This is a genomic window from Jingyaoa shaoxingensis, from assembly GCF_014385005.1.
Taxonomy (GTDB): Bacteria; Bacillota; Clostridia; order Lachnospirales; family Lachnospiraceae; genus Marvinbryantia; species Marvinbryantia shaoxingensis.
The window spans coordinates 95,063-115,233 of sequence record NZ_JACRSZ010000003.1 but is presented as its reverse complement, the minus strand read 5'-3'; the positions used below and the strand labels follow the sequence as shown (position 1 = coordinate 115,233).

At 41.1% G+C, this 20,171-nt stretch carries 16 protein-coding genes and 1 riboswitch; all 16 genes read left to right on the top strand.

The genetic code is table 11. The features are described from left to right. Positions 1 to 75: 75 nt before the first annotated feature. The gene (locus H8716_RS04420; RefSeq protein WP_249307314.1) at positions 76 to 249 is read left to right on the top strand and encodes a hypothetical protein; all 174 of its coding nucleotides are present in this window, start codon (positions 76 to 78) and stop codon (positions 247 to 249) included. A 205-nt stretch (positions 250 to 454) separates the two neighbouring features. Next, a riboswitch (cyclic di-GMP riboswitch) is annotated at positions 455 to 530 on the top strand. Between the two features lie 98 nt (positions 531 to 628). After that, a complete protein-coding gene (locus tag H8716_RS04415) occupies positions 629 to 874 on the top strand; it encodes a hypothetical protein (protein WP_249307313.1) in 246 nt (81 codons plus the stop codon). 25 nt (positions 875 to 899) lie between these two features. Further along, positions 900 to 2,435: a response regulator gene (locus tag H8716_RS04410; RefSeq protein ID WP_249307312.1), complete on the top strand. Its 1,536-nt coding sequence runs from the start codon at positions 900 to 902 to the stop codon at positions 2,433 to 2,435. A 58-nt stretch (positions 2,436 to 2,493) separates the two neighbouring features. Continuing rightward, the gene (locus tag H8716_RS04405) at positions 2,494 to 5,295 is read left to right on the top strand and encodes a transporter substrate-binding domain-containing protein (RefSeq protein WP_249307311.1); all 2,802 of its coding nucleotides are present in this window, start codon (positions 2,494 to 2,496) and stop codon (positions 5,293 to 5,295) included. A 27-nt stretch (positions 5,296 to 5,322) separates the two neighbouring features. After that, positions 5,323 to 5,448, top strand: a complete 126-nt coding sequence (locus H8716_RS17570; RefSeq protein WP_283242960.1) for a hypothetical protein — start codon at positions 5,323 to 5,325, stop codon at positions 5,446 to 5,448. 92 nt (positions 5,449 to 5,540) lie between these two features. Next, complete coding sequence (locus H8716_RS04400) at positions 5,541 to 8,369, top strand: ATP-binding protein (protein ID WP_249307310.1); 2,829 nt, start codon at positions 5,541 to 5,543, stop codon at positions 8,367 to 8,369. Positions 8,370 to 8,726: 357 nt separating this feature from the next. Continuing rightward, positions 8,727 to 10,688, top strand: a complete 1,962-nt coding sequence (gene rsxC, locus H8716_RS04395; protein WP_249307309.1) for an electron transport complex subunit RsxC — start codon at positions 8,727 to 8,729, stop codon at positions 10,686 to 10,688. A gap of 1 nt (position 10,689) precedes the next feature. Next, positions 10,690 to 11,313 carry a methylenetetrahydrofolate reductase C-terminal domain-containing protein gene (locus H8716_RS04390; protein ID WP_249307308.1) on the top strand — a complete coding sequence of 208 codons (624 nt, stop codon included), beginning with the start codon at positions 10,690 to 10,692 and terminating at the stop codon, positions 11,311 to 11,313. Between the two features lie 38 nt (positions 11,314 to 11,351). Continuing rightward, positions 11,352 to 12,230: a methylenetetrahydrofolate reductase gene (locus tag H8716_RS04385; protein ID WP_249307307.1), complete on the top strand. Its 879-nt coding sequence runs from the start codon at positions 11,352 to 11,354 to the stop codon at positions 12,228 to 12,230. Between the two features lie 325 nt (positions 12,231 to 12,555). Next, positions 12,556 to 13,005, top strand: a complete 450-nt coding sequence (locus H8716_RS04380; RefSeq protein ID WP_249307306.1) for a cobalt transporter — start codon at positions 12,556 to 12,558, stop codon at positions 13,003 to 13,005. A 19-nt stretch (positions 13,006 to 13,024) separates the two neighbouring features. Continuing rightward, positions 13,025 to 13,207, top strand: coding sequence for a CooT family nickel-binding protein (locus tag H8716_RS04375; RefSeq protein WP_249307305.1), 183 nt, complete (start codon positions 13,025 to 13,027; stop codon positions 13,205 to 13,207). 54 nt (positions 13,208 to 13,261) lie between these two features. After that, on the top strand, positions 13,262 to 14,032 hold the full coding sequence (locus H8716_RS04370; protein ID WP_249307304.1) for an ATP-binding protein: 771 nt from the start codon (positions 13,262 to 13,264) through the stop codon (positions 14,030 to 14,032). Between the two features lie 31 nt (positions 14,033 to 14,063). Further along, positions 14,064 to 15,956, top strand: a complete 1,893-nt coding sequence (gene cooS, locus H8716_RS04365; RefSeq protein ID WP_249307303.1) for an anaerobic carbon-monoxide dehydrogenase catalytic subunit — start codon at positions 14,064 to 14,066, stop codon at positions 15,954 to 15,956. Positions 15,957 to 16,058: 102 nt separating this feature from the next. Further along, on the top strand, positions 16,059 to 16,832 hold the full coding sequence (locus H8716_RS04360) for an ATP-binding protein (RefSeq protein ID WP_249307302.1): 774 nt from the start codon (positions 16,059 to 16,061) through the stop codon (positions 16,830 to 16,832). 17 nt (positions 16,833 to 16,849) lie between these two features. Beyond that, on the top strand, positions 16,850 to 18,991 hold the full coding sequence (acsB, locus tag H8716_RS04355) for an acetyl-CoA decarbonylase/synthase complex subunit alpha/beta (RefSeq protein WP_249307301.1): 2,142 nt from the start codon (positions 16,850 to 16,852) through the stop codon (positions 18,989 to 18,991). A 235-nt stretch (positions 18,992 to 19,226) separates the two neighbouring features. Beyond that, entirely contained in the window at positions 19,227 to 20,168 is a 942-nt protein-coding gene (gene acsD, locus H8716_RS04350) for an acetyl-CoA decarbonylase/synthase complex subunit delta (RefSeq protein ID WP_249307300.1), read from the top strand. Positions 20,169 to 20,171 lie beyond the last annotated feature (3 nt).

Genomic DNA, 20,171 nt, shown 5'->3' with positions numbered 1-20,171 from the left:
AATAGACCCCATACGATATTCTTCGTTAATTGCACATTCATTCAATTTTATTTCAATACAAAAGGAGAAGATTCTATGCAGAAAAATACAGAATATATTCCGAATCGAGACGTCGTCAGTGCGGCTATTTTGCAGCATTTGGACGGTCTGCGCGGAATCGATACCCATTGTCACCATTTACCTGATGATCAATTTCAGAACATGGGGCTGATCTGGCGAGGCAATGCACTCAAGGTATTTGGCTTTTAATGATATGGAACGATCTGAGTACAAATGAGCAGGAAACAGTAATGTCAATGCTGCGTGGAGTTCGGAAGTAGGAGAACAGTTCGAGGATATGTATCGGCTGTTCTTTTTTATTTTCAAGCGTTAAAGCGGTAATGTTTTTCTTGTGTAAAGAATAGTAATGAAGTATAATAAAATCAGTTTTTTTGTATGATTTTAAAAATTATAATAAAGAAATCGGCAAACCAGATGAAAGTCTGGGACGCAAAGCTACAGGGTCTGTAAAATGGCAGCCAGTTGCATGAAATGAGGTGCGCTGTCTGTGAGACAGTGTTTTTATTTTGAAACAATATGAATTTTTTAAGAGCCTATTCCTGAATTAGTAGGTGCAAGGTCACTGGTTGTGGATGATGATGTTCATACTTGCACCAGTGTAAGCAAAATGTTACGTGAAATTGAAATGCGGGCAGACTGGTCAACTTCCGGAAAAGAAGCTGTCATCAGAACGAAAGAGGCTTTTAAACAGAATGATGCGTTCAAAGCTTATATTATCGATAGGTTAATGCCGGATATGAATGCACATATTACAAAACCAATTGATATAGAAACAATAGTTGATGTTTTGGATCAAGTGCTTGGAACATCATAACAAACGCACGGATAAAGGAAAAAATATGGATAAAAGACAAAAAATACTTATTGTAGATGATGCGGAATTGAACAGGGATATATTGAAAGAAATTCTCGGAGAAACTTATAATTATCTGGAAGCCGAGAATGGAAATCAGGCAATCCAGATGATAGGAGATAATCTGGGGATTGGTCTGATGCTTTTGGATATTAATATGCCACAGATGAATGGCTTTGAAGTCCTGGAAATAATGAAAAGAAGCCAGTGTATAGAAGAAACTCCTGTAATTATGATATCTTCTGAAGATGATGTTGATACTATGCGTAAAGCATATGAGCTGGGAATCACAGATTATATTACACGACCGTTTGACTCTGTGATTGTAAAGAAAAGAGTTCAGAATACCCTGGGACTTTATATGAACCAAAAGCATCTGATAAATGTGGTTTATGATCAGGTTTACGAAAAAGAAGAAAATAATAATATTATGATCAGGATTCTGGGCAATGTATTGGGATCCCGCAACAGTGAGAGTAGAGACCACATTCTGCATATTAAAACAGCAACAGAAATGATACTGAGACAACTGGTAAAAGTAACAGATGCTTATCCTTTGACAGAGGCAGATATTGCTATGATTACAACTGCTTCTTCCCTTCATGATATTGGTAAGATTCGTATTCCGGAAGAAATATTGAATAAACCAGGCAGACTTACAGATGAAGAATTTAAGATTATGAAAACCCATAGTGAGCTTGGTGCAACTATAATTAAGGATATGGATTTTCCACAAGATCATCCACTGGTGCGTACCGCATGGGAGATCAGCAGATGGCACCATGAAAGATGGGACGGAAAGGGTTATCCGGATGGCTTGAAAGGTGAAGAAATACCAATCTGTGCACAGGTGGTATCGATTGTTGACGTTTATGACGCACTTACAAGTGAAAGATGTTATAAGAAAGCATTTGATCATGATACGGCGATTCAAATGATTCTGGATGGGCAGTGCGGACAATTTAACCCCATACTCCTTAAGTGTCTGAAAGAACTGAGTATTCAGTTTTCAAAAATGCTTATTAAAGAGAGGGATGATAATAAACATTATTATGAAGTACAGAGACTTTCGAATGAAATACTCAGTGACAAAGCTTTACCGAACCAAAACTATTCACAGAGTATTGTCAAGGTTATGCAGGAAAAGATTGATTTCTTTAAATCGAACAGTGGCATGAATTCAATTGATTACAATGCAGTTTCAGGTCAGCTCACTATATTAAACGGAAAACAGCAGATATTATGTCAGAGAGATAATCCGAAATTCAATCTGTTCAAAGAATTTGGAGTAGATGAAGAAGATGTTCAACATATTCAGGTTTTGTTGCATCAGACATCTGTACAAAATAAAGAAATATCTGTCACGATAAAAGCGAAGGTGGAAGATAACAGTCAGATGTATAGAATGAAATTGCATACGTTGTGGTCTCCTTTAAAGAAAGATGGATACATTGGAATCATTGGATATTTTGATATTGTAAAACAGGAAAATACAAAAGAATCAGGAAAGAGGAATGGATAAAAGCAGAAAAAAAACAGCCGCACTATTTGTATGTATATTGATGGTTTGGGGAATGTTGATGATGTTATCAGTATACTGCCAGGCTGCTGAAACGAATAATGATGAAAAACAGTCACAGACCATTCGTGTCGGCTCATTTGAGGATACCTTTAATTATGTCGACAAAAACGGTGTAAGACGAGGATATGGCTACGAACTCATGCAGGCTCTGGCAGGTTATACCGGATGGAAATTTGAATATGTGAAATGTGACTGGTCTGACTGTTTTGATAAGCTTGAAAATGGTGAGATTGATATCATGGGTGATATATCTTACACCGATGACCGTGCAGAAAAAATGCTTTTCCCGGATGAACCGATGGGGGAGGAAAAATATATCCTTTATGCTGATTTATCGGATACGGATATTGATACGTCTGATTTCAAGTCTCTGGATGGGAAACGTGTAGGTGTGCTCATGGATACAGAACCTGAAATCATGCTGACAGAATGGGAAAATAAGAATGGTATACATACAGAACATGTAAATGTGAATAATGATGATGATGTCGAAAAGAAAATAGCAAATCATGAGATTGACTGTTTTGTATCTCTGGAGGAATCTATCTGGTCTGAACAGGGAATATCATCCGTTACAACTATTGGCAAATCAGGCATATATTTTGCAATAAATAAAGAACGCAGCGATATCAAGGCAGACCTGGACTGGGCAATGCGCCAGCTGGAACAGAATAGTCCTTTTTTTAAGTCAGATCTGTATAAGAAGTATTTCAGGCTTGATTATAACCAGAGTCTTACAGGTGCAGAAAAGTCATGGCTGGAAGAACACGGAGGCATTCGGATAGGATTTTTGAACAATGATCCGGCAATCTTTTTCATGGAGGAAGAGACTGGAAAACTTACTGGTATGCTGTCAGAATATGTTTCCTATGCTAAAGAATGTCTGGGAAATCAAACGATGGAATTTGATATACGGGAATATGATGGCTATGAAGAAATGATTCAGGATCTGCAGAATCATGAAATTGACATGATTTTTTATGCCGGCAGGAATCCGTATTTTGCAGAAGAAAACGGATATGCACTTACAAACACAGCCTGGACCTATAGTTTGATGGCAGTAACTGATGAGAAAAAATTTGATGAGAATAAGGTGTATACTGTAGCTGTGCCAAAAGAAAAATATGCCTTAAAACAGCATATTGCATTCAGTTATCCCGAATGGAAGCTGGTAGATTGTGATTCGCTTGAAGATGCAGCAGATATGGTCATTCATGAAAAAGCAGACTGTTTCCTCATGGGAGCAAGTCAGGCGATGATATATGATAACAGTAAAAATTTCAAGAGTGTTCCACTTACAAAAACAATGGAGGCATGCTTCGCGGTAAAAAGTGGAGAGGGGAATCTTTTATCAATATTGAATAAAACCTTGAAGGCCATGCCGTCTGATATGCTTACAAGCGCACTTGCTATTTATGACAGTACAGCAGATAAGGTAACATTTTTGGACTTTGTAAAAGACAATATGCTTGCTTTTTTTGTCACGGCAGGATTTTTCCTACTCAGCATCATTGGTATTATCCTCGTACTTTTAAGGAAAGCAAGGAAAGCGGAAGCTGTCGCAAAGCTTGCAGCAAATGATACACAAAAGCTAAATGACAAGTTGGAAATCGCTTTAAAAAAAGCGGAGGAGGCGAGTCTGGCAAAGACCTGTTTCCTTAATAATATGTCCCATGACATCCGTACTCCTATGAATGTAATTCTGGGCTATGCACAGCTTATGGAGAAGGAACTAAATGGAAAAGAAATGCCTGAAACTTTAGAACATTTGGAAAAACTGCAACAGTCTGGAGATCTTCTTCTGTCAATCATAAATAATGTACTGGATATGGCCCAGATTGAGAGCGGAAGGATGGAACTTGATGAGAATTACTGCCAGATTGAAGATGTCTGGAAGTCCTTGATTGCTGTGTTTGATGAGAAAGCAAGGAAAAAGAATATTGCGCTTCATTACGCGATGAATGTAGAGCATAGGCATGTACTGACAGATACTACAAAAGTAAAAGAAATATTTGTCAACATCCTAAGCAATGCCATGAAATACACTCCATCCGGTGGTTCTGTTATGGTAAATGTAGATGAATTACCTTGTGATGAGGCTGGATACATGATGGTGAGGATGAGAGTCAGAGATACAGGAATCGGCATGAGACAAGACTATCTGACAAAGATTTTCGAAGCATTTACACGTGAGCAGAACACCACAAAGAGCAAAATCGCAGGAACCGGACTTGGAATGTCAATCGTCAAGAAATATGTTGATCTGTTGGGAGGAACAATAGATGTAGAGAGTGAGCTTGGAAAGGGCAGTACCTTTGCAGTTACATTAAAGCACAGGATAGCAGATGAAAGCTATTATGTAAAAAAGCATATTGAAGAGCATGAAACAGGAAGTGAAATCCTTGAAGGCAGGAATATCCTTTTGGCAGAGGACAATGATTTGAATGCAGAGATTGCAGAAGCAATACTTGAGAATGCCGGTCTGAAGATAGATTGTGTGGAGGATGGCATTCAGTGTGTGAACAGGATGATGGAAATGCCGGCTGGAACATATGATGTGATCCTCATGGATATTCAGATGCCGAAAATGAATGGTTATAAAGCAACGCAGGAAATCAGACACCTGCCAGATAGGGATAAGGCATGCATACCGATCATTGCAATGACAGCAAATGCATTTGAAGAAGATAAGAGAGAGGCTATCGCAGCAGGAATGAATGGTCATATAGCAAAGCCAATCCAGGTTGATAAGTTGCTGTCGACATTATCAGAAGTAATACGGCAACAAGAAAATTGCTGATTTCATGGCACGGAAGAACGAAGGTAGATGAGCAATATAGATGCAGAGGAAGTGTATAGGCTGCAAGATCTGCCGGGTTATGTTATTGCACTTATAGCTTCGGTAACAGTAATCATTGGAATGGCTATTCTGCGAAAGATGAAAACTGGATAAAGAACATCTTTTGCTTTTTATAGAAAGATCTGATTTGATACGTATGGATATCCAGATGTCAAACATGAATGGATAATAAAAAGAGGACGAGAATGAACAGAAAGATAGAAAAACAGATAGGAAAAACAGATAAGAAAAAAGGATTATGTTTGAGCATTTTATTACTTATCATGTTACTCTTTGTACCGGTTTCTGCTTATGCGTCGGAAATAAAAAGTGATGGGAAAACAACTCAGGCAATGGAGGAAGAAAATAAAATCGTGAGAGTCGGCTATTTCCCATATGCCAATTTTCAGGAAGGAAGTTCAGGGGAACATAAGCAGGGGGCAGGCTATGAGTATCTCCAGAAAATTTCTTATATAACCGGCTGGAAGTATGAATATGTTTATGGTTCATTTAAAGAGTGCCTGGATATGCTGGAAGATGGAGAAATAGATATACTTGGAAGTATCAGTTATACACCGGAAAGAGCAGAATCTATCGATTTTTCAACCTATGCCGAGGGAACAGAAAGATATAGGATCTATACCAGGGAGAATCATGCGGATCTTGCGGATGGTGATCTGAAGCAGATGAATGGCTGTCGTATCGGTGTTGCAGATGGAAGCCATCAGAAAGAACTTCTGGAAAAATGGCTGGACAACAATCAGATCCAGGCAGAGGTTATTGCCTGCAAAGATTATGATGAAATGGTAGAAAAACTGGATGTAGATGAACTGGATGCACTTGTGATTCCTGCACTGTCTGTCAACAGCGATTTTATTGCCATTGCTAATATCGGTGTAGGTGACGGTTATTTCGGTGTATCAAAATCCAGACCGGATCTGTTAAAGGAATTAAATTCTGCCCTGGAAGAAATCAACAATACAGAAACGGACTACAGCAGTAAGCTGTATGCCAGTTATGAAGGAAAAGCGGTCATAAATTATGCACTCAATAAGGAAGAAAAACAATGGCTGGATGCACATGAAAATACAATTTGTGTGGGATATCTACAGGATAATCTTCCTTTTTGTGGTGAAGAAAATGGGAAACTGACAGGAATCCTTGGAACTGTTTTGGATACGGTTCAGAAAAAATATGAAATCACGATCAAGGTCGTTCCCTGTTCCACGGGCGAAGAGATGAATGAGGCATTGCAATCTGGCGAAATAGATATTGCCGGTCCTATCATTCAGGATTTTTATACACAGGAACAGTTTCAGGTGGTTTTGACGGATGCAATCTTTGATATTACGCCAGTTGTTATTTACAAAGGAAATGAATATAACAGCAGTATCTCTACGATCGCAGCGACAGAGACTTCATTGTATTCGGAATTGATGGTGTCCCTTCTTTTTCCGGATGCAGAGATCAAACTATATGATACACAGGAAGAATGCTTGGAGGCAGTGGCAAATGGAAAAGCAGGAGCAACTGTGATTCCATCCTCAAAGATCAATCTTCTTAATGAAAGTCCACTGACCAAAAGCCTGTCATTTGCAGAAATGGCAAAACGGCAGGAATTAGCGATGTTCACGACGAGAGAAAACAGAAGAGCAGCTACCATTATCAATAAAGCAATTGAGCAGTCATCCAATATTTTAAATGGCGTTGTCCTTGCACAGAATTCTGTTTCGGAAAAGAAAATGAGCTTGCAGGATGTCCTTGCGGAGCATGCAGGCTTGGCTATTGTGGTTTCAGCTGTGATTATTTTTGTACTGCTTCTTCTGGTTTATTCCCTTTCGGTAAGCAGGAAAAAACAGATGGAAGCATTGAAAGAAGCACAGGATGCAAATGCGGCGAATATTGCAAAAACAACGTTCCTGAACCATATGTCCCATGATATCAGGACACCAATGAATGCAATTGTTGGATTTACAGATATTGCCATGAAGAGGAATCCGGACAAAGAAGTAGAGGATTGTCTGAAAAAGATCAGGCAGAGTTCAGAATACCTGATGACACTGATTAACGATGTGTTGGATATCAGCCGCATTGAAAGTGGTAAACTGGAATATAAACCAGTACCGGTAGATCTCAGGGATATAATAAATACTGTTTCGTCGATTGCAAGGGGATATATGGAAAATCGTGACCTTAATTTTTATGTTTCAAGAGAAGAACTAAAAACTCCTTATGTGATGGCAGATGAACTCAGAATCAGGGAAGTATTGCTCAACATCATCAGCAATGCAGTTAAATTTACAAAAGACGGAGGTACCATTTCATTTTTTGCAGAAAACTGTCCGGGCAATGATGAGCACCATATGATTGTACGCTATCGTATATCAGATACTGGAATTGGTATGAGTGAGGAGTTCCAGTCCAGAATATTTGATGAGTTCAGTCAAGAAAATAATGGGGCAAGAACCAGTTATAAGGGAACCGGACTGGGAATGGCCATTGCTAAAAAATATGTTGATCTTATGGGTGGAAAAATTGAGGTCAGCAGCAAGCAGGGCATTGGCTCAACATTTACAGTAGAAATCCCATTGCTTCTAGCAGAACATGTACAAACTGAAGAGAAAGAAAAGTTAAGGAAAGATATGGATTTACATGGTTTGCATGTTCTCTTGGCAGAGGACAATGATTTAAATGCAGAGATAGCAGTAGCTTTATTGGAAGAACAAGGGATGATTGTAACCAGGACTGCCGATGGTAAATCTGCCCTGGCACAGTTTTGCAATACAGCTCCGGGGACTTTTGATCTGATTTTGATGGATATTATGATGCCGGAAATGAATGGGTATGAAACGACAAAAGCTATCAGAAATCTGCCGGACCGTCCGGACGGAAAGAAAATTCCTATAATTGCAATGACAGCAAATACATTTGCAGAGGATGTACAGGCTGCTTTGAATGCTGGGATGGATGATCATGTGGCAAAGCCGATTGATATGGAGATTTTAATATCTGTCATCACAAAATATGTAGAATGATGATTCGGTTGTTGAAAGATGGAACGGAAATTTCATGCTGAAGTGGAACTTGACTGCAGGCATACATATTGTTCCTATATGGACGCTGCAGGGATGTCTTCTAAAGTTCTTCAGACAGACATGGGACATGTCGATATATCGGCCACAATGAAGGCTGATGTTCTGAAAAAAGTACAAAAGAAACCTCTTGTTAAATAATTGTTTAGACTAGATTATATGAACGTAAAGTGTTATACTTAAAACGTATCAATTGCAGACGTAAAATACATGTATTCTGTCTTTCCTGTGCAGAGGATGGAAGGACAGAAATACAGATATTATAAGAACTGCAAATCAAACGATAAGGAAGGTGAGCAATTGGAAAACTATACTAAGTATAAGTTAAAAAGCGCGGACGAACTGGCTTCCCTGCTGGCTGAGAAGGATAATCTGTTTGTCATTGCCTGTAACAAGTGCTTCAAAGAATTTGAGACCGTTGACGAGCCGGATTGCGATGAATTTATCAAGTTCGCAGAAGAACAGGGTAAGCATGTCGTAGGCAGTACAAAGGTTGATTTTTTATGTAATAAAACGCACACAGAAAAAGACTTGCCAGATATGATTCCGGAAGGTGCAGAGAATATCGTAGTGATCTCCTGTGGTCTTGGTATTCAGACTGTTGCGGAACTGGCAGGAAGACCTGTAATAGCAGCCAGCAATTCATTAAATTACAGAGGACATCACGGAATGGCTTTGACGAAGAAGAGCTGTGATGCATGTGCTCAGTGTTATCTGAATATCACAGGTGGTGTCTGTCCGATCGTTGACTGTTCCAAGAGCCTTGTAAATGGACAGTGTGGCGGCGCTAAGAACGGAAAATGTGAAGTAGATCCTAACAAGGACTGTGCATGGGAAAAGATTTACCAGAGACTGGCAAAACAGGGACGTCTGGAAGAATTCTTAAGCCAGCCTGTACAGGTAAGAGACTACTCCAAAGTAAACTTTAAATTTGTGAATGAATATGTGAAGTCTATCCGCGAGAACAGACTGGAAGGATACTATGGTGGTGTTCATCCATGCGAGCGCAAGGAATTCACAGAACATCTTCCACTGGTGAAATTCCCGGATCCGGATACTGTAGTAATTCCATTATCCATGCATGCAGGTGCTCCGGCGAATCCTGTAGTTCAGGTTGGTGATACAGTAAAAGTTGGACAGGTAATTGGTGAAGCAGCAGGTTTCATCAGCGCACCGGTTCACTCCAGTGTCAGCGGAACGGTTACTGCTATCGAAAACCATAAGCATGCTACCAGAGGTGAATGCTTATCTGTAGTCATCAAATCTGATGGCAAAAATACTCTGCATGAGTCAGTAAAACCGAACAAAGATCTTGACAGCCTTACACCGGATGAGATCGTGGATATTATCAAGAATGCCGGTATTGTAGGTATGGGTGGCGCGGGATTCCCTACTTCAGTCAAGCTGAAACCACCAAAACCAATCGACACCATTCTTCTGAACGGCTGTGAATGTGAACCTCTTCTGACTGCAGACCACAGAGTACTTCTGGAATATGCAGATGACGTTATTTTCGGCCTGAAAGCCATGATTAAGACTGTCAATGCAGAAAAGGGTCTGATTGTTATTGAAGATAACAAGCCGGATGCGATTGAACTGATGCAGTCCAAGGTTGCAGACATTGATAACATTGATGTAGTTGTGGCTAAGACAAAATACCCGCAGGGTGCTGAAAAGATGCTGATCAAACGTGTCATGAAGAGACAGGTTCCAAGCGGCGGACTTCCGGCAGATGTAGGATGTGTAGTTGGCAATATCAGTACTACAAAGGCTATTTCTGATGCTATTCAGAAAGGAATGCCACTGGTAGAACGTGTGGTAACTGTTACGGGTGAAAAGCTGAAAAAACCAGGAAACTACATTGTGAAGATTGGTACCAATACCAAAGATCTGATTGATTACTGTGGCGGCGTAACAGATGATGACGTTATGTTCAAAGCAGGCGGTCCTATGATGGGATTTGTAATCCCGGATACCAATGTGCCGATTATGAAGGGATCTAATGGTATTATTGCAATTGAACCGGATCAGACAGAGGCAGTATCCTGTATCAAATGTGGACGTTGTGTAGATGTCTGCCCAATGGAACTTTCTCCTCTGTATTTTGCAAAATATGCAGACGAAGAGAACTGGCAGGGAATGAAAGACAAACATGTTATGGACTGCGTAGAATGCCGCTGCTGCGAATACATCTGTTCTTCCAAGATCCCAATTGTATCTAAGATTAAAGCCGGTAAAGCGGTAGTAAGGGGGATGAAGTAAGATGTTAATTACTGAATTAAAATCCAAAGAGACTATCGCATCTCTGGTAGAAGGAAAGAAAGTTTTCATTATTAACTGCCATGGATGTAAGGAAGTACATTTCCCTGAAAAAGAAGCTGTTGAGTTTGAAAAGGAACTGGCTGAGGCTGGAAATGTAACTGGCATTATGACAAAAGATTATATCTGCAATCCGGAGAATATGAAATTACGCCTGGAAAAACACATGGGAGAGATCAAAGACGCAGACGTGGTTCTGGTTTGCTCCTGTGGTGTTGGTGTTCAGACTGTTTCTGAATATCTGGAAGATAAAAAAGTCTGCGCAGCATGTGATACCTATCCACTGCCTGGATTCCAGGGAGTTACTCCACTGGAATACGACTGCAAACAGTGCGGCGAATGTTACCTGAATTTAACTGGCGGTATCTGCCCGATTACAGCCTGCTCCAAGAGTCTGGTTAACGGACAGTGCGGTGGATCCAAGAATGGTAAATGCGAAGTGGACAGCAACATGGAATGCGGCTGGGAACGCATTTACAGACGTCTGGCTCAAATTGGACGCCTGGATGTGCTGAAGTGCCCGGTACAGGTTCGTAATTATGCAACAGATGATGAAGTGTCAAAATAGGATAATCCTAAATTTATAAATGATTGGAGCAATGTAAAATGAAAATTACTGAGTTATTTAAACAAGGTGAATTTGTAGTATCCGCAGAAGTAGGACCGCCAAAGGGAATTCACATTGAAGGTTTACTGGAAGAAGCAAAAACATATTTAAGCGGCATTACCGCTGTTAATGTAACAGATAACCAGTCATCCGTTATGCGTCTTGGTTCGCTTGCAACCTGTAAAGCATTAAAGGATGAAGGTTTGACACCTATTTTTCAGTTAACATGTCGTGACAGAAACCGTATTGCTCTGCAGTCCGATCTCTTAAGCGCAGCTATGCTGGGAATTGATAATATTCTCTGCCTGACAGGTGACCATACCAAAATGGGTGACCATCCACAGGCAAAACCAGTATTCGATCTGGACTCTGTATCTTTACTTCATACTGTAAAACAGTTGGAATCAGGATACGACCTGGGCGGCAATGAACTGGTCGGTGAACCACCTAAGTTCGCAAAAGGCGCTGTTGTATCTCCTTGCAGTGATTCTGTAGATGCACAGCTTGCAAAGATGGAACGTAAAGTAATGGCAGGCGCTGACTATTTCCAGACACAGGCTGTTTACGAACCTGAAAAATTCATCAAATTCATGGAAAAAGCAAGCCAGTTTGGCAAACCTGTTCAGCTTGGTATCGTAATTCCGAAGTCAGCAGGAATGGCAAAATTCATGAATAAGAATGTAGCTGGTATCCATGTGCCGGATGATATGATTGAAGAACTTGCAAGAGACAAGGAAAAGACCAAGGCAGGTATTACCGGTGTTGAAATTGCAGCACGTATTATTAAAGAATGTAAGCCTTATTGCCAGGGTGTACATATTATGGCACTCGGATGGGAATCCAAAGTACCGGATCTTTTGAAACTGGCAGAGATCTAATCTCATATAGCTTATATAAAAAGGCATTGTGCTTACCTATTTAAGGCAGGTACGATGCTTTTTTGTAATATATTCCCAAAAACATTCGCAAAATATATAGATTAATTGTAGTAAAAATGCAGTCTGTTTTCCGCAAAAGTGATGATAGGTGTTTTGTTCTTGAAAAAGTACAATCCGGAAAGCCTGTATTTTAGCAGTTTTTTCAAAATTACGAATTTCATTTATTGAGATTTATTTAACAGTATGCTATACTAACAAAAGGATAGGTGCTAAGATATATGCCTGTCAAATTCTTAACAAAAAGTAGGAGGGGGGCGTAACATCCATGCATATCGTAAAAGATGAAAACGGAAACATCTGTGGTCACGCACATGAACATGAGCATATGCATACGCATACGTATGAACACAATCATGTACACAGTCATGAACACGGACATGAAGATGATCATCATCACGAACATACGCAGACAGGAGAAACTGTGCATTGCCACGGAAGTGAAGGACATTGTCACAGCCATGAAGGACACTGTCATGGACAGGAAGGACACTGCCACAGCCATGAAAGCCAGGCAGCACCGGCGAACCAGAATGAAGCACTTCTGCAGTACATGTTAGATCATAACACACATCACGCGGCAGAACTGGATCAGATGGCACAGAAGCTGGCAGCTGATGGACATGCCAATGCGGCAGAACAGATTCGCAAGGCAGTGGACGAGTTCCAGAAGGGCAATCTTTATTTAAGCCTTGCGTTGTCACTGGTGAAAGAATAAGAATCAGGAGGCGATAGATATGTGTCTGGCAACAGTAGTAAATATCAATCAGCCTGACAGCATCGTTTTGCAGTATGTCAGCAAAATTGAAGTAAACGGAAACCAGATTACACTGACAGATGTCATGGGAGAACAGAAGACCGTAGAAGGAACCATTGCCATGGCAGATCTGACCGGTGGAAGAGTTGAGATTAACTGCTAAGAACAGATGATCCGACTATAAATTTTAAAGAAATACATCTAAGGAGATACGAATATGTCAGTTACAATAGCAGTTGCAGGAAAAGGAGGGGTTGGCAAGACAACATTATGTGGTCTTTTGATCCAGTATTTATGCGAGACAGGCAGACGTCCTGTATTAGCAGTAGATGCCGATGCCAATTCCAATCTGAATGAAGTGCTTGGTGTGGAAGTAGATATGACACTGGGCGAGATCAGAGAAGAGGTGGCCAGAGCAGAGACAAGCAAAGAGAATCCGATTCCTGCAAGTATGTCAAAGTCCGATTATATGGAGATTATGTTTAACCGATGTCTGGTTGAAGATGATGATTTCGATATGCTCGTTATGGGAAGAACCCAGGGTAAAGGATGCTATTGTTTCGTTAATGGATTGCTGCAGACACAGCTTCAGAAGCTTACACCAAATTATCCATATGTTGTAGTAGATAATGAAGCAGGTATGGAACACATCAGCCGTGGCATTCTTCCTAAAGTAAACATTTTACTTCTGGTCAGTGACTGCTCCAGAAGAGGAGTACAGGCTGTAGGTAGAATTGCCGCACTGGCAAAGGAATGTGGATTAAATCCGGATACCGTAGGTCTGATTATCAATCGAGCTCCGGATGGAAAGGTGAGTGAGGGAACTATGGAAGAGATCAGAAACCAGGGACTGGAACTGATCGGAGTAGTTCCACACAGCACCGAAGTATACGAATATGATTGTGAAGGAAAGCCAACAGTAGAGCTTCCGGCTGATTCACCTGTGAAGCTGGCTCTTCATGATATCATAGATAAATTAAAGCTCTAAAAATCTACCAAAAAAATATAAGGAGGTAAATATGGGAGATTTTAAGTTAACCACAATTGAAGAAAACGAAGCGATTACCAATCGACTTCTCGAGACTGGCGCAAAGGTTGGCGCAGACTCATGGCAGCTCAGAGTAAAGAACCAGACTCCACACTGTAAGTTTGGTGAACAGGGTGTATGTTGCCGTATCTGTTCTATGGGACCATGTCGTATTACACCAAAGGCTCCACGTGGAATCTGCGGTTGCGATGCTCACGGTATTGTAGGACGTAACTTCCTCAGATTTACAGCTGGTGGTTGTGCTGCTCACTCTGACCACGGACGTGAAATTGCACATACCCTGTATCAGGCAAAACCAGAAGGACCATACAAAGTAAAAGATCCTGAGAAACTGATCCGTATTGCTAAAGAATGGAATATTGAGACAGAAGGAAAAGATATCTATGATCTGGCTCATGAAGTAGCATATGTTGCTTTGGGAGAATATGGTAAAATTGAAGGATATCAGAACTTTACAAGCAGAGCTCCGGAACATACACGTGAACTTTGGAAAAAAGCAGAGATCACTCCACGTGCAGTTGACCGTGAAATCGCTACAGCAATGCATATGACACATATGGGTAACACATCTAAACCAGAAGCACTGGTACGTCAGTCATTCCGTACAGGCCTTTCTGATGGATGGGGCGGATCTATGACAGGTACTGAATTCTCTGACGTATTGTTTGGTACACCTACTCCAATTGAAACAGAAGCAAACTTGGGTGTAATGGTAGCTGAAAACGTAAACATCGTTGTTCACGGACATGACCCAAGCCTTTCCGAACTGATTTGTGAATATGCAGATGATCCAGAAATGATTGCATACGCAAAATCCAAAGGTGCAAAAGGCATCACCGTATCCGGTGTATGTTGTACATCTAATGAAGTTGCAATGCGTCGTGGTATTCCAATGGCTGGTAACTTCCTGCAGCAGGAAAACGTTGTTCTGACAGGTGCCTGTGAAGCGATCGTTGTAGACGTTCAGTGTATCTTCCCTGCATTAGGCCCTCTGAGCAAATGCTTCCATACCAAGTTTGTGACCACATCTCCGATCTGCCAGATGCCGGATTCTGATTTTGTCAGATTTGATGCTGCTACAGCTGGTGAAAATGCAAAAGCAATCGTTAAGATGGCAATTGATAACTTTGAAAACAGAAATCCAGACCTGGTTTACATCCCAGATACCAAACAGAAAGCTACTGTTGGTTACTCTCTGGAAGCAATCGTTAAGACTCTGGATGGTGTTACTAACTCACAGGTAGATGAAACTGGTACAACAAAACCATTACTTCAGTGTATTACATCTGGTGTCATTCGTGGTGCAGTTGCTATGGTTGGATGTAACAATCCTAAGATCAGACCGGACTACCTGCATGTAGAACTGATGAAGAAAATGATTGCAAATGATATCGTAATCATTGCTTCCGGATGTTCCGCACAGGCTGCTGCAAAAGCTGGTCTGATGGACAAGGCTGCAAAAGATCTTTGCGGTGCGGGTCTGAAGAGAGTCTGTGAACTGGCAGACATCCCTCCAGTACTTCACATGGGATCCTGTGTAGATATCAGCCGTATGCTGATGCTTGCAGCAGAGTTGTCCAAGGATTCAGGGCTGAACATTTCTCAGCTTCCTGTAGTTGGATGTGCTCCTGAATGGATGTCTGAAAAAGCTGTATCTATCGGAAACTATGTAGTGGCTACAGGTCTTGATACATTCCTTGGTGTTGATCCTTATGTATCTGGTTCTGATCAGATGTGCGAACTGCTTACTAACGGCGTAAGAGACTGGGTAGAAGCTGCTTACACAGTAGAAAAAGATCTGGACAAACTGGGAGATCTGATGATCGAAAGAATCGAAGAAAAACGTGCTGCCCTCGGAATTTAATTTCTCGGGACATTCATATGGACAGGTGCTTCGTTTCATGAAAAGCGGAGCACTGCCCTAAAGATCGAAACAATGACTGAAAATAAAGGTGGATGAAATACAATGAAAATAGCTGTAACTGGTAAAGGCGGAGTCGGAAAAACAACATTTGCTGCAACGCTTGCACGTTTGTATGCAGATGAAGGAAAACAGGTGTTGACAGCGGACGTAGATCCGGATGCAAACCTCGGTCTGGCTCTTGGCTTTTCACAGGAGGAAATCGATCAGATCGTACCCATTACTAAAATGCGAAAACTGGTACAGGAACGTACCGGAGCATCTGACGACAATAAATTCTATAAATTAAATCCAATGGTAAGTGATATTCCGGATAAGTTTGCAAAAACATGTAATGGCGTTAAGCTTCTGGTTCTGGGAACTGTAGATACCGCCAACAGCGGATGTGTCTGCCCGGAACATGTGATCCTGAAAAGAATCATCAATCATCTCGTATTGCGAAGCGATGATGTAGTCATTCTGGATATGGAAGCAGGCCTGGAGCATCTGGGACGTGGTACTACCGAAGGAATGGATCAGTTTGTTGTTGTTATTGAGCCTGGTGCAAGAAGTATTCAGACATACCGTAATGTAAAACGTCTGGCTAATGAGCTGGGTGTAAAACAGGTCAATGTAGTCGCAAACAAAGTCAGGGACGAAGAAGATGAAGAATTCATCAGAAGTCAGATACCAGAAGAAGACTTGCTTGGATTTATTCACTATAACAAAGAAGTGATTGATGCGGATCGAAAGGGTAGTTCCCCGTATGATTTCAGCAAGACTGCTGTAGATGAAATACGGGCGATTAAAGAAAAAATGGATGCACGATCCACAAAATGATTTAGGAGGATAAAATAATGACATTATTTGATGTTGTATTTGCTGGAAATGACGCTGTCTTTGGAATGACAGAGAAAGCAATCGATGATGCGATTGCTGCAAACGGTGCTGATAAGGCCGTTGCACTTCCTGATACTGCTTACAGCCTTCCATGCTACTATGCTGTAACAGGTACAAAGGTAGGAAATCTTGGAGAAATGAAAGCTGCTCTTGGTGTCGTAAAGACATTAATGACAAGAGAAAAAAGACTGAATGATGTATTCATGTCTGGTGTAGCTACTGCTCTTTGTGCAGAATTTATTGAAACACTGAAATATATGGATGGAGCAAAACCATATGAAGCTCCTTGCTACGGACATCTTGCTGATGCTGTGATCCGTGAACTTGGTGTACCACTTGTAACCGGAGATATCCCAGGTGTTGCAGTTATTCTTGGCGCAGCTCCAACTGCTCAGGAAGGTGTAGATCTTGTAAAATCTTATCAGGCACAGGGTATTCTGGTAACTCTGGTTGGTGGAATCATTGATCAGTGTGAAGAACTCGGATATAAGACAGGCGCTAACGTTCGTGTCATCCCTCTTGGAAAAGATGTTACATCTGTTATCCATGTTGTATCTGTAGCTATCAGAGCAGCTCTGATCTTCGGTAACATCCAGCCAGGAGATGCTGCAGGACTGATGAAGTACACAATGGAACGTGTACCTGCATTCGTAAATGCATTCGCTCCACTGAATGAAGTAATCGTAGCTTGTGGTGCAGGCGCAATCGCTCTTGGTTTCCCTGTAATCACAAACGACCAGCCTACAGTAGATGCTGTAAACGGCCGTGTACCAAAGAGCCTGATCGTTCAGGAAGATATCAGCAAATTCAATGCAACATCTCTGGAAGCAAGAGACATCAAGATCAAGATCACAAATATCGACATCCCTGTAGCATTTGCTTCTGCATTTGAAGGTGAAATCATCCGTCGTGGTGATATGCAGGTTGAATTCGATGGCTCCCGTGTTGACTGTTTCGAACTTGTTCAGACCAAAGAAGCATCTGAGATCGAAGACCATAAGATCGAAGTCATCGGACCTGATATCGATACATTTGAAGTAGGAAGCAAGCACTCTATCGGTTATGTAGTAGAAGTAGCAGGAAAGAGCATGCAGACAGACTTCGAATCTGTATTCGAGCGTAAATTCCACTCTTATCTGAACTGCGTAGAAGGTCTTATGCATACAGGACAGCGTGATATGATCCGTATCCGTATCAGCAAAGATACTTTCAATGCAGGCTTCAGAGCAAAACATATCGGTGAAGTTCTTTACGCAAAGGTTAAGAACGAATTTGCTGCAGTAGTTGATAAATGTCAGGTTAAGGTATACACAGATGCTGAAAAATGTACAGAACTGCGTCACAACCTTGCAATCCCTGTATTCGATAAACGTGATGAAAGACTGACATCTATGACAGATGAATCCGTAGATGTATATTACAGCTGTATCATGTGCCAGGCATTCTCTCCAAGCCACGTATGTGTAGTTACACCAGAACGTCTTGGACTTTGCGGTGCTGTTTCATGGCTGGATGCAAAAGCAACAAACGAGTTGGATCCTCAGGGACCATGCCAGATCATCACAAAAGAAAAAGTTATCGACGAAAGAATCGGTGAATACGAAGATGTTAATGAAGCAGTTCGTAAATTCTCCCAGGGCGCTCTGGAAGATGTATCACTGTACTCTATCATTGAAAAACCTATGACATCCTGTGGATGCTTCGAATGTATTTGTGGTATTGAACCACTTTCCAATGGTGTATGTATTGCCAACCGTGAATACGCTGGTATGACACCAATTGGTATGACATTCTCCGAACTTGCTTCTATGACAGGTGGTGGTGTTCAGACACCTGGTTTCATGGGACATGGTAAACATTTCATCGCTTCCAAGAAGTTCATGAAGGCTGAAGGCGGTGTGGCAAGAATCGTATGGATGCCAAAAGAACTGAAAGAAACAGTAGCAGAAAGACTGAATGAGACTGCTAAGGAACTTTATGGAATTGAAAACTTCACAGATATGATCGGTGATGAAACAGTTGCAGAAGATCCTGAAACATTACTGGCATTCCTGGAAGAAAAGGGACATCCGGCTCTTACCATGGAACCAATGATGTAATTTCTATATTTTCCACAAAGGAAAACAGGCATATATTGCGGAAAAGGATGCTACTTGCATTTGATTCTTATACAAAAATCATAAATCGAAATGCAAGTAGCACAAATGCTTGATTTTCTGGGAAAATATGTATATAATAAGGAAGAATTATTGTTAAAATAGACACAAACTGACTGCATAAGAACAATATGCGGTCAGTTTGTGGCGGTTGAAAACTGAAGGAGGAAATTGAAAAATGCCGTTCACAGCAAAATCAGGAAAATTTAATGCCAGCATTAAAACTGTTACAATTGGAACAGGTGACAAAGCAATCACACTTGGTGGCGAAAATGCACTTCCATTACAGAGCTTCGATGCTCCATTTGCAAATGCTCCAAAAGTAGGTATTGAAATTACAGACTTTGGTATGGAACATGAACCGGAATGCATTCAGAAGTATTACGAAGGATGTTCTACAATTGGAGAAATCGCAAAGAAAGCAGCTTCTTTTGAAGGTGTTGATTTTTTAAGCTTCCGTCTGGAAGGTGGCGACCCTAACGGCGCTAACAAATCTACAGACGAACTGATCGCTATGGTAAAAGAAGTTGCGGAAGCAGTAGACCTTCCACTGGTTATCTGCGGAAGCAAAAATGCTGAAAGAGATGCTGAGCTTCTTGGTAAAGCAGCTGAAGCTGTTCAGGGAAAGAATGCTCTGATTCTGGCAGCAAAAGAAGAAAACTACAAAACAGTTGGTGCAGCAGCAGGCCTTGCTTACAATCAGGTAGTTGGTGCTGAATCTTCTGTTGATATTAACCTCGCAAAACAGTTAAACGTATTATTAAGTCAGTTAGGTGTAAAACCGGAATCTGTTGTTATGAATGTAGGTACAGCAGCAGCCGGATACGGATATGAATATGTTGCATCCACCATGCAGCGTGTTAAATCTGCAGCTCTGTCTCAGAACGATGCACAGCTTCAGATGCCTATCATCACTCCAGTTGCATCTGAGACATGGTCTACAAAAGAAGCAACACAGGCAGAAGCAGATACACCAGAATGGGGCGATCAGGAAAGACGTGGTATCGATATGGAAGTTGAAACTGCAGCAGCAGATTTAGCTTGTGGTTCTGATGCCGTAATCTTAAAACATCCTGTATCCGTAGCAACTGTTTCCAAACTGATCAAAGAATTAGTTTAATCA

What these genes read in the sequence shown, in the direction of transcription:
- H8716_RS04420 (WP_249307314.1), top strand. Translation starts at nt 76, where the DNA reads ATGCAGAAAAATACAGAATATATTCCGAATCGAGACGTCGTCAGTGCG.
- H8716_RS04410 (WP_249307312.1), top strand. Translation starts at nt 900, where the DNA reads ATGGATAAAAGACAAAAAATACTTATTGTAGATGATGCGGAATTGAAC.
- H8716_RS04405 (WP_249307311.1), top strand. Translation starts at nt 2,494, where the DNA reads ATGATGTTATCAGTATACTGCCAGGCTGCTGAAACGAATAATGATGAA.
- H8716_RS17570 (WP_283242960.1), top strand. Translation starts at nt 5,323, where the DNA reads ATGAGCAATATAGATGCAGAGGAAGTGTATAGGCTGCAAGATCTGCCG.
- H8716_RS04400 (WP_249307310.1), top strand. Translation starts at nt 5,541, where the DNA reads ATGAACAGAAAGATAGAAAAACAGATAGGAAAAACAGATAAGAAAAAA.
- H8716_RS04390 (WP_249307308.1), top strand. Translation starts at nt 10,690, where the DNA reads ATGTTAATTACTGAATTAAAATCCAAAGAGACTATCGCATCTCTGGTA.
- H8716_RS04385 (WP_249307307.1), top strand. Translation starts at nt 11,352, where the DNA reads ATGAAAATTACTGAGTTATTTAAACAAGGTGAATTTGTAGTATCCGCA.
- H8716_RS04380 (WP_249307306.1), top strand. Translation starts at nt 12,556, where the DNA reads ATGCATATCGTAAAAGATGAAAACGGAAACATCTGTGGTCACGCACAT.
- H8716_RS04375 (WP_249307305.1), top strand. Translation starts at nt 13,025, where the DNA reads ATGTGTCTGGCAACAGTAGTAAATATCAATCAGCCTGACAGCATCGTT.
- H8716_RS04370 (WP_249307304.1), top strand. Translation starts at nt 13,262, where the DNA reads ATGTCAGTTACAATAGCAGTTGCAGGAAAAGGAGGGGTTGGCAAGACA.
- cooS (WP_249307303.1), top strand. Translation starts at nt 14,064, where the DNA reads ATGGGAGATTTTAAGTTAACCACAATTGAAGAAAACGAAGCGATTACC.
- H8716_RS04360 (WP_249307302.1), top strand. Translation starts at nt 16,059, where the DNA reads ATGAAAATAGCTGTAACTGGTAAAGGCGGAGTCGGAAAAACAACATTT.
- acsB (WP_249307301.1), top strand. Translation starts at nt 16,850, where the DNA reads ATGACATTATTTGATGTTGTATTTGCTGGAAATGACGCTGTCTTTGGA.
- acsD (WP_249307300.1), top strand. Translation starts at nt 19,227, where the DNA reads ATGCCGTTCACAGCAAAATCAGGAAAATTTAATGCCAGCATTAAAACT.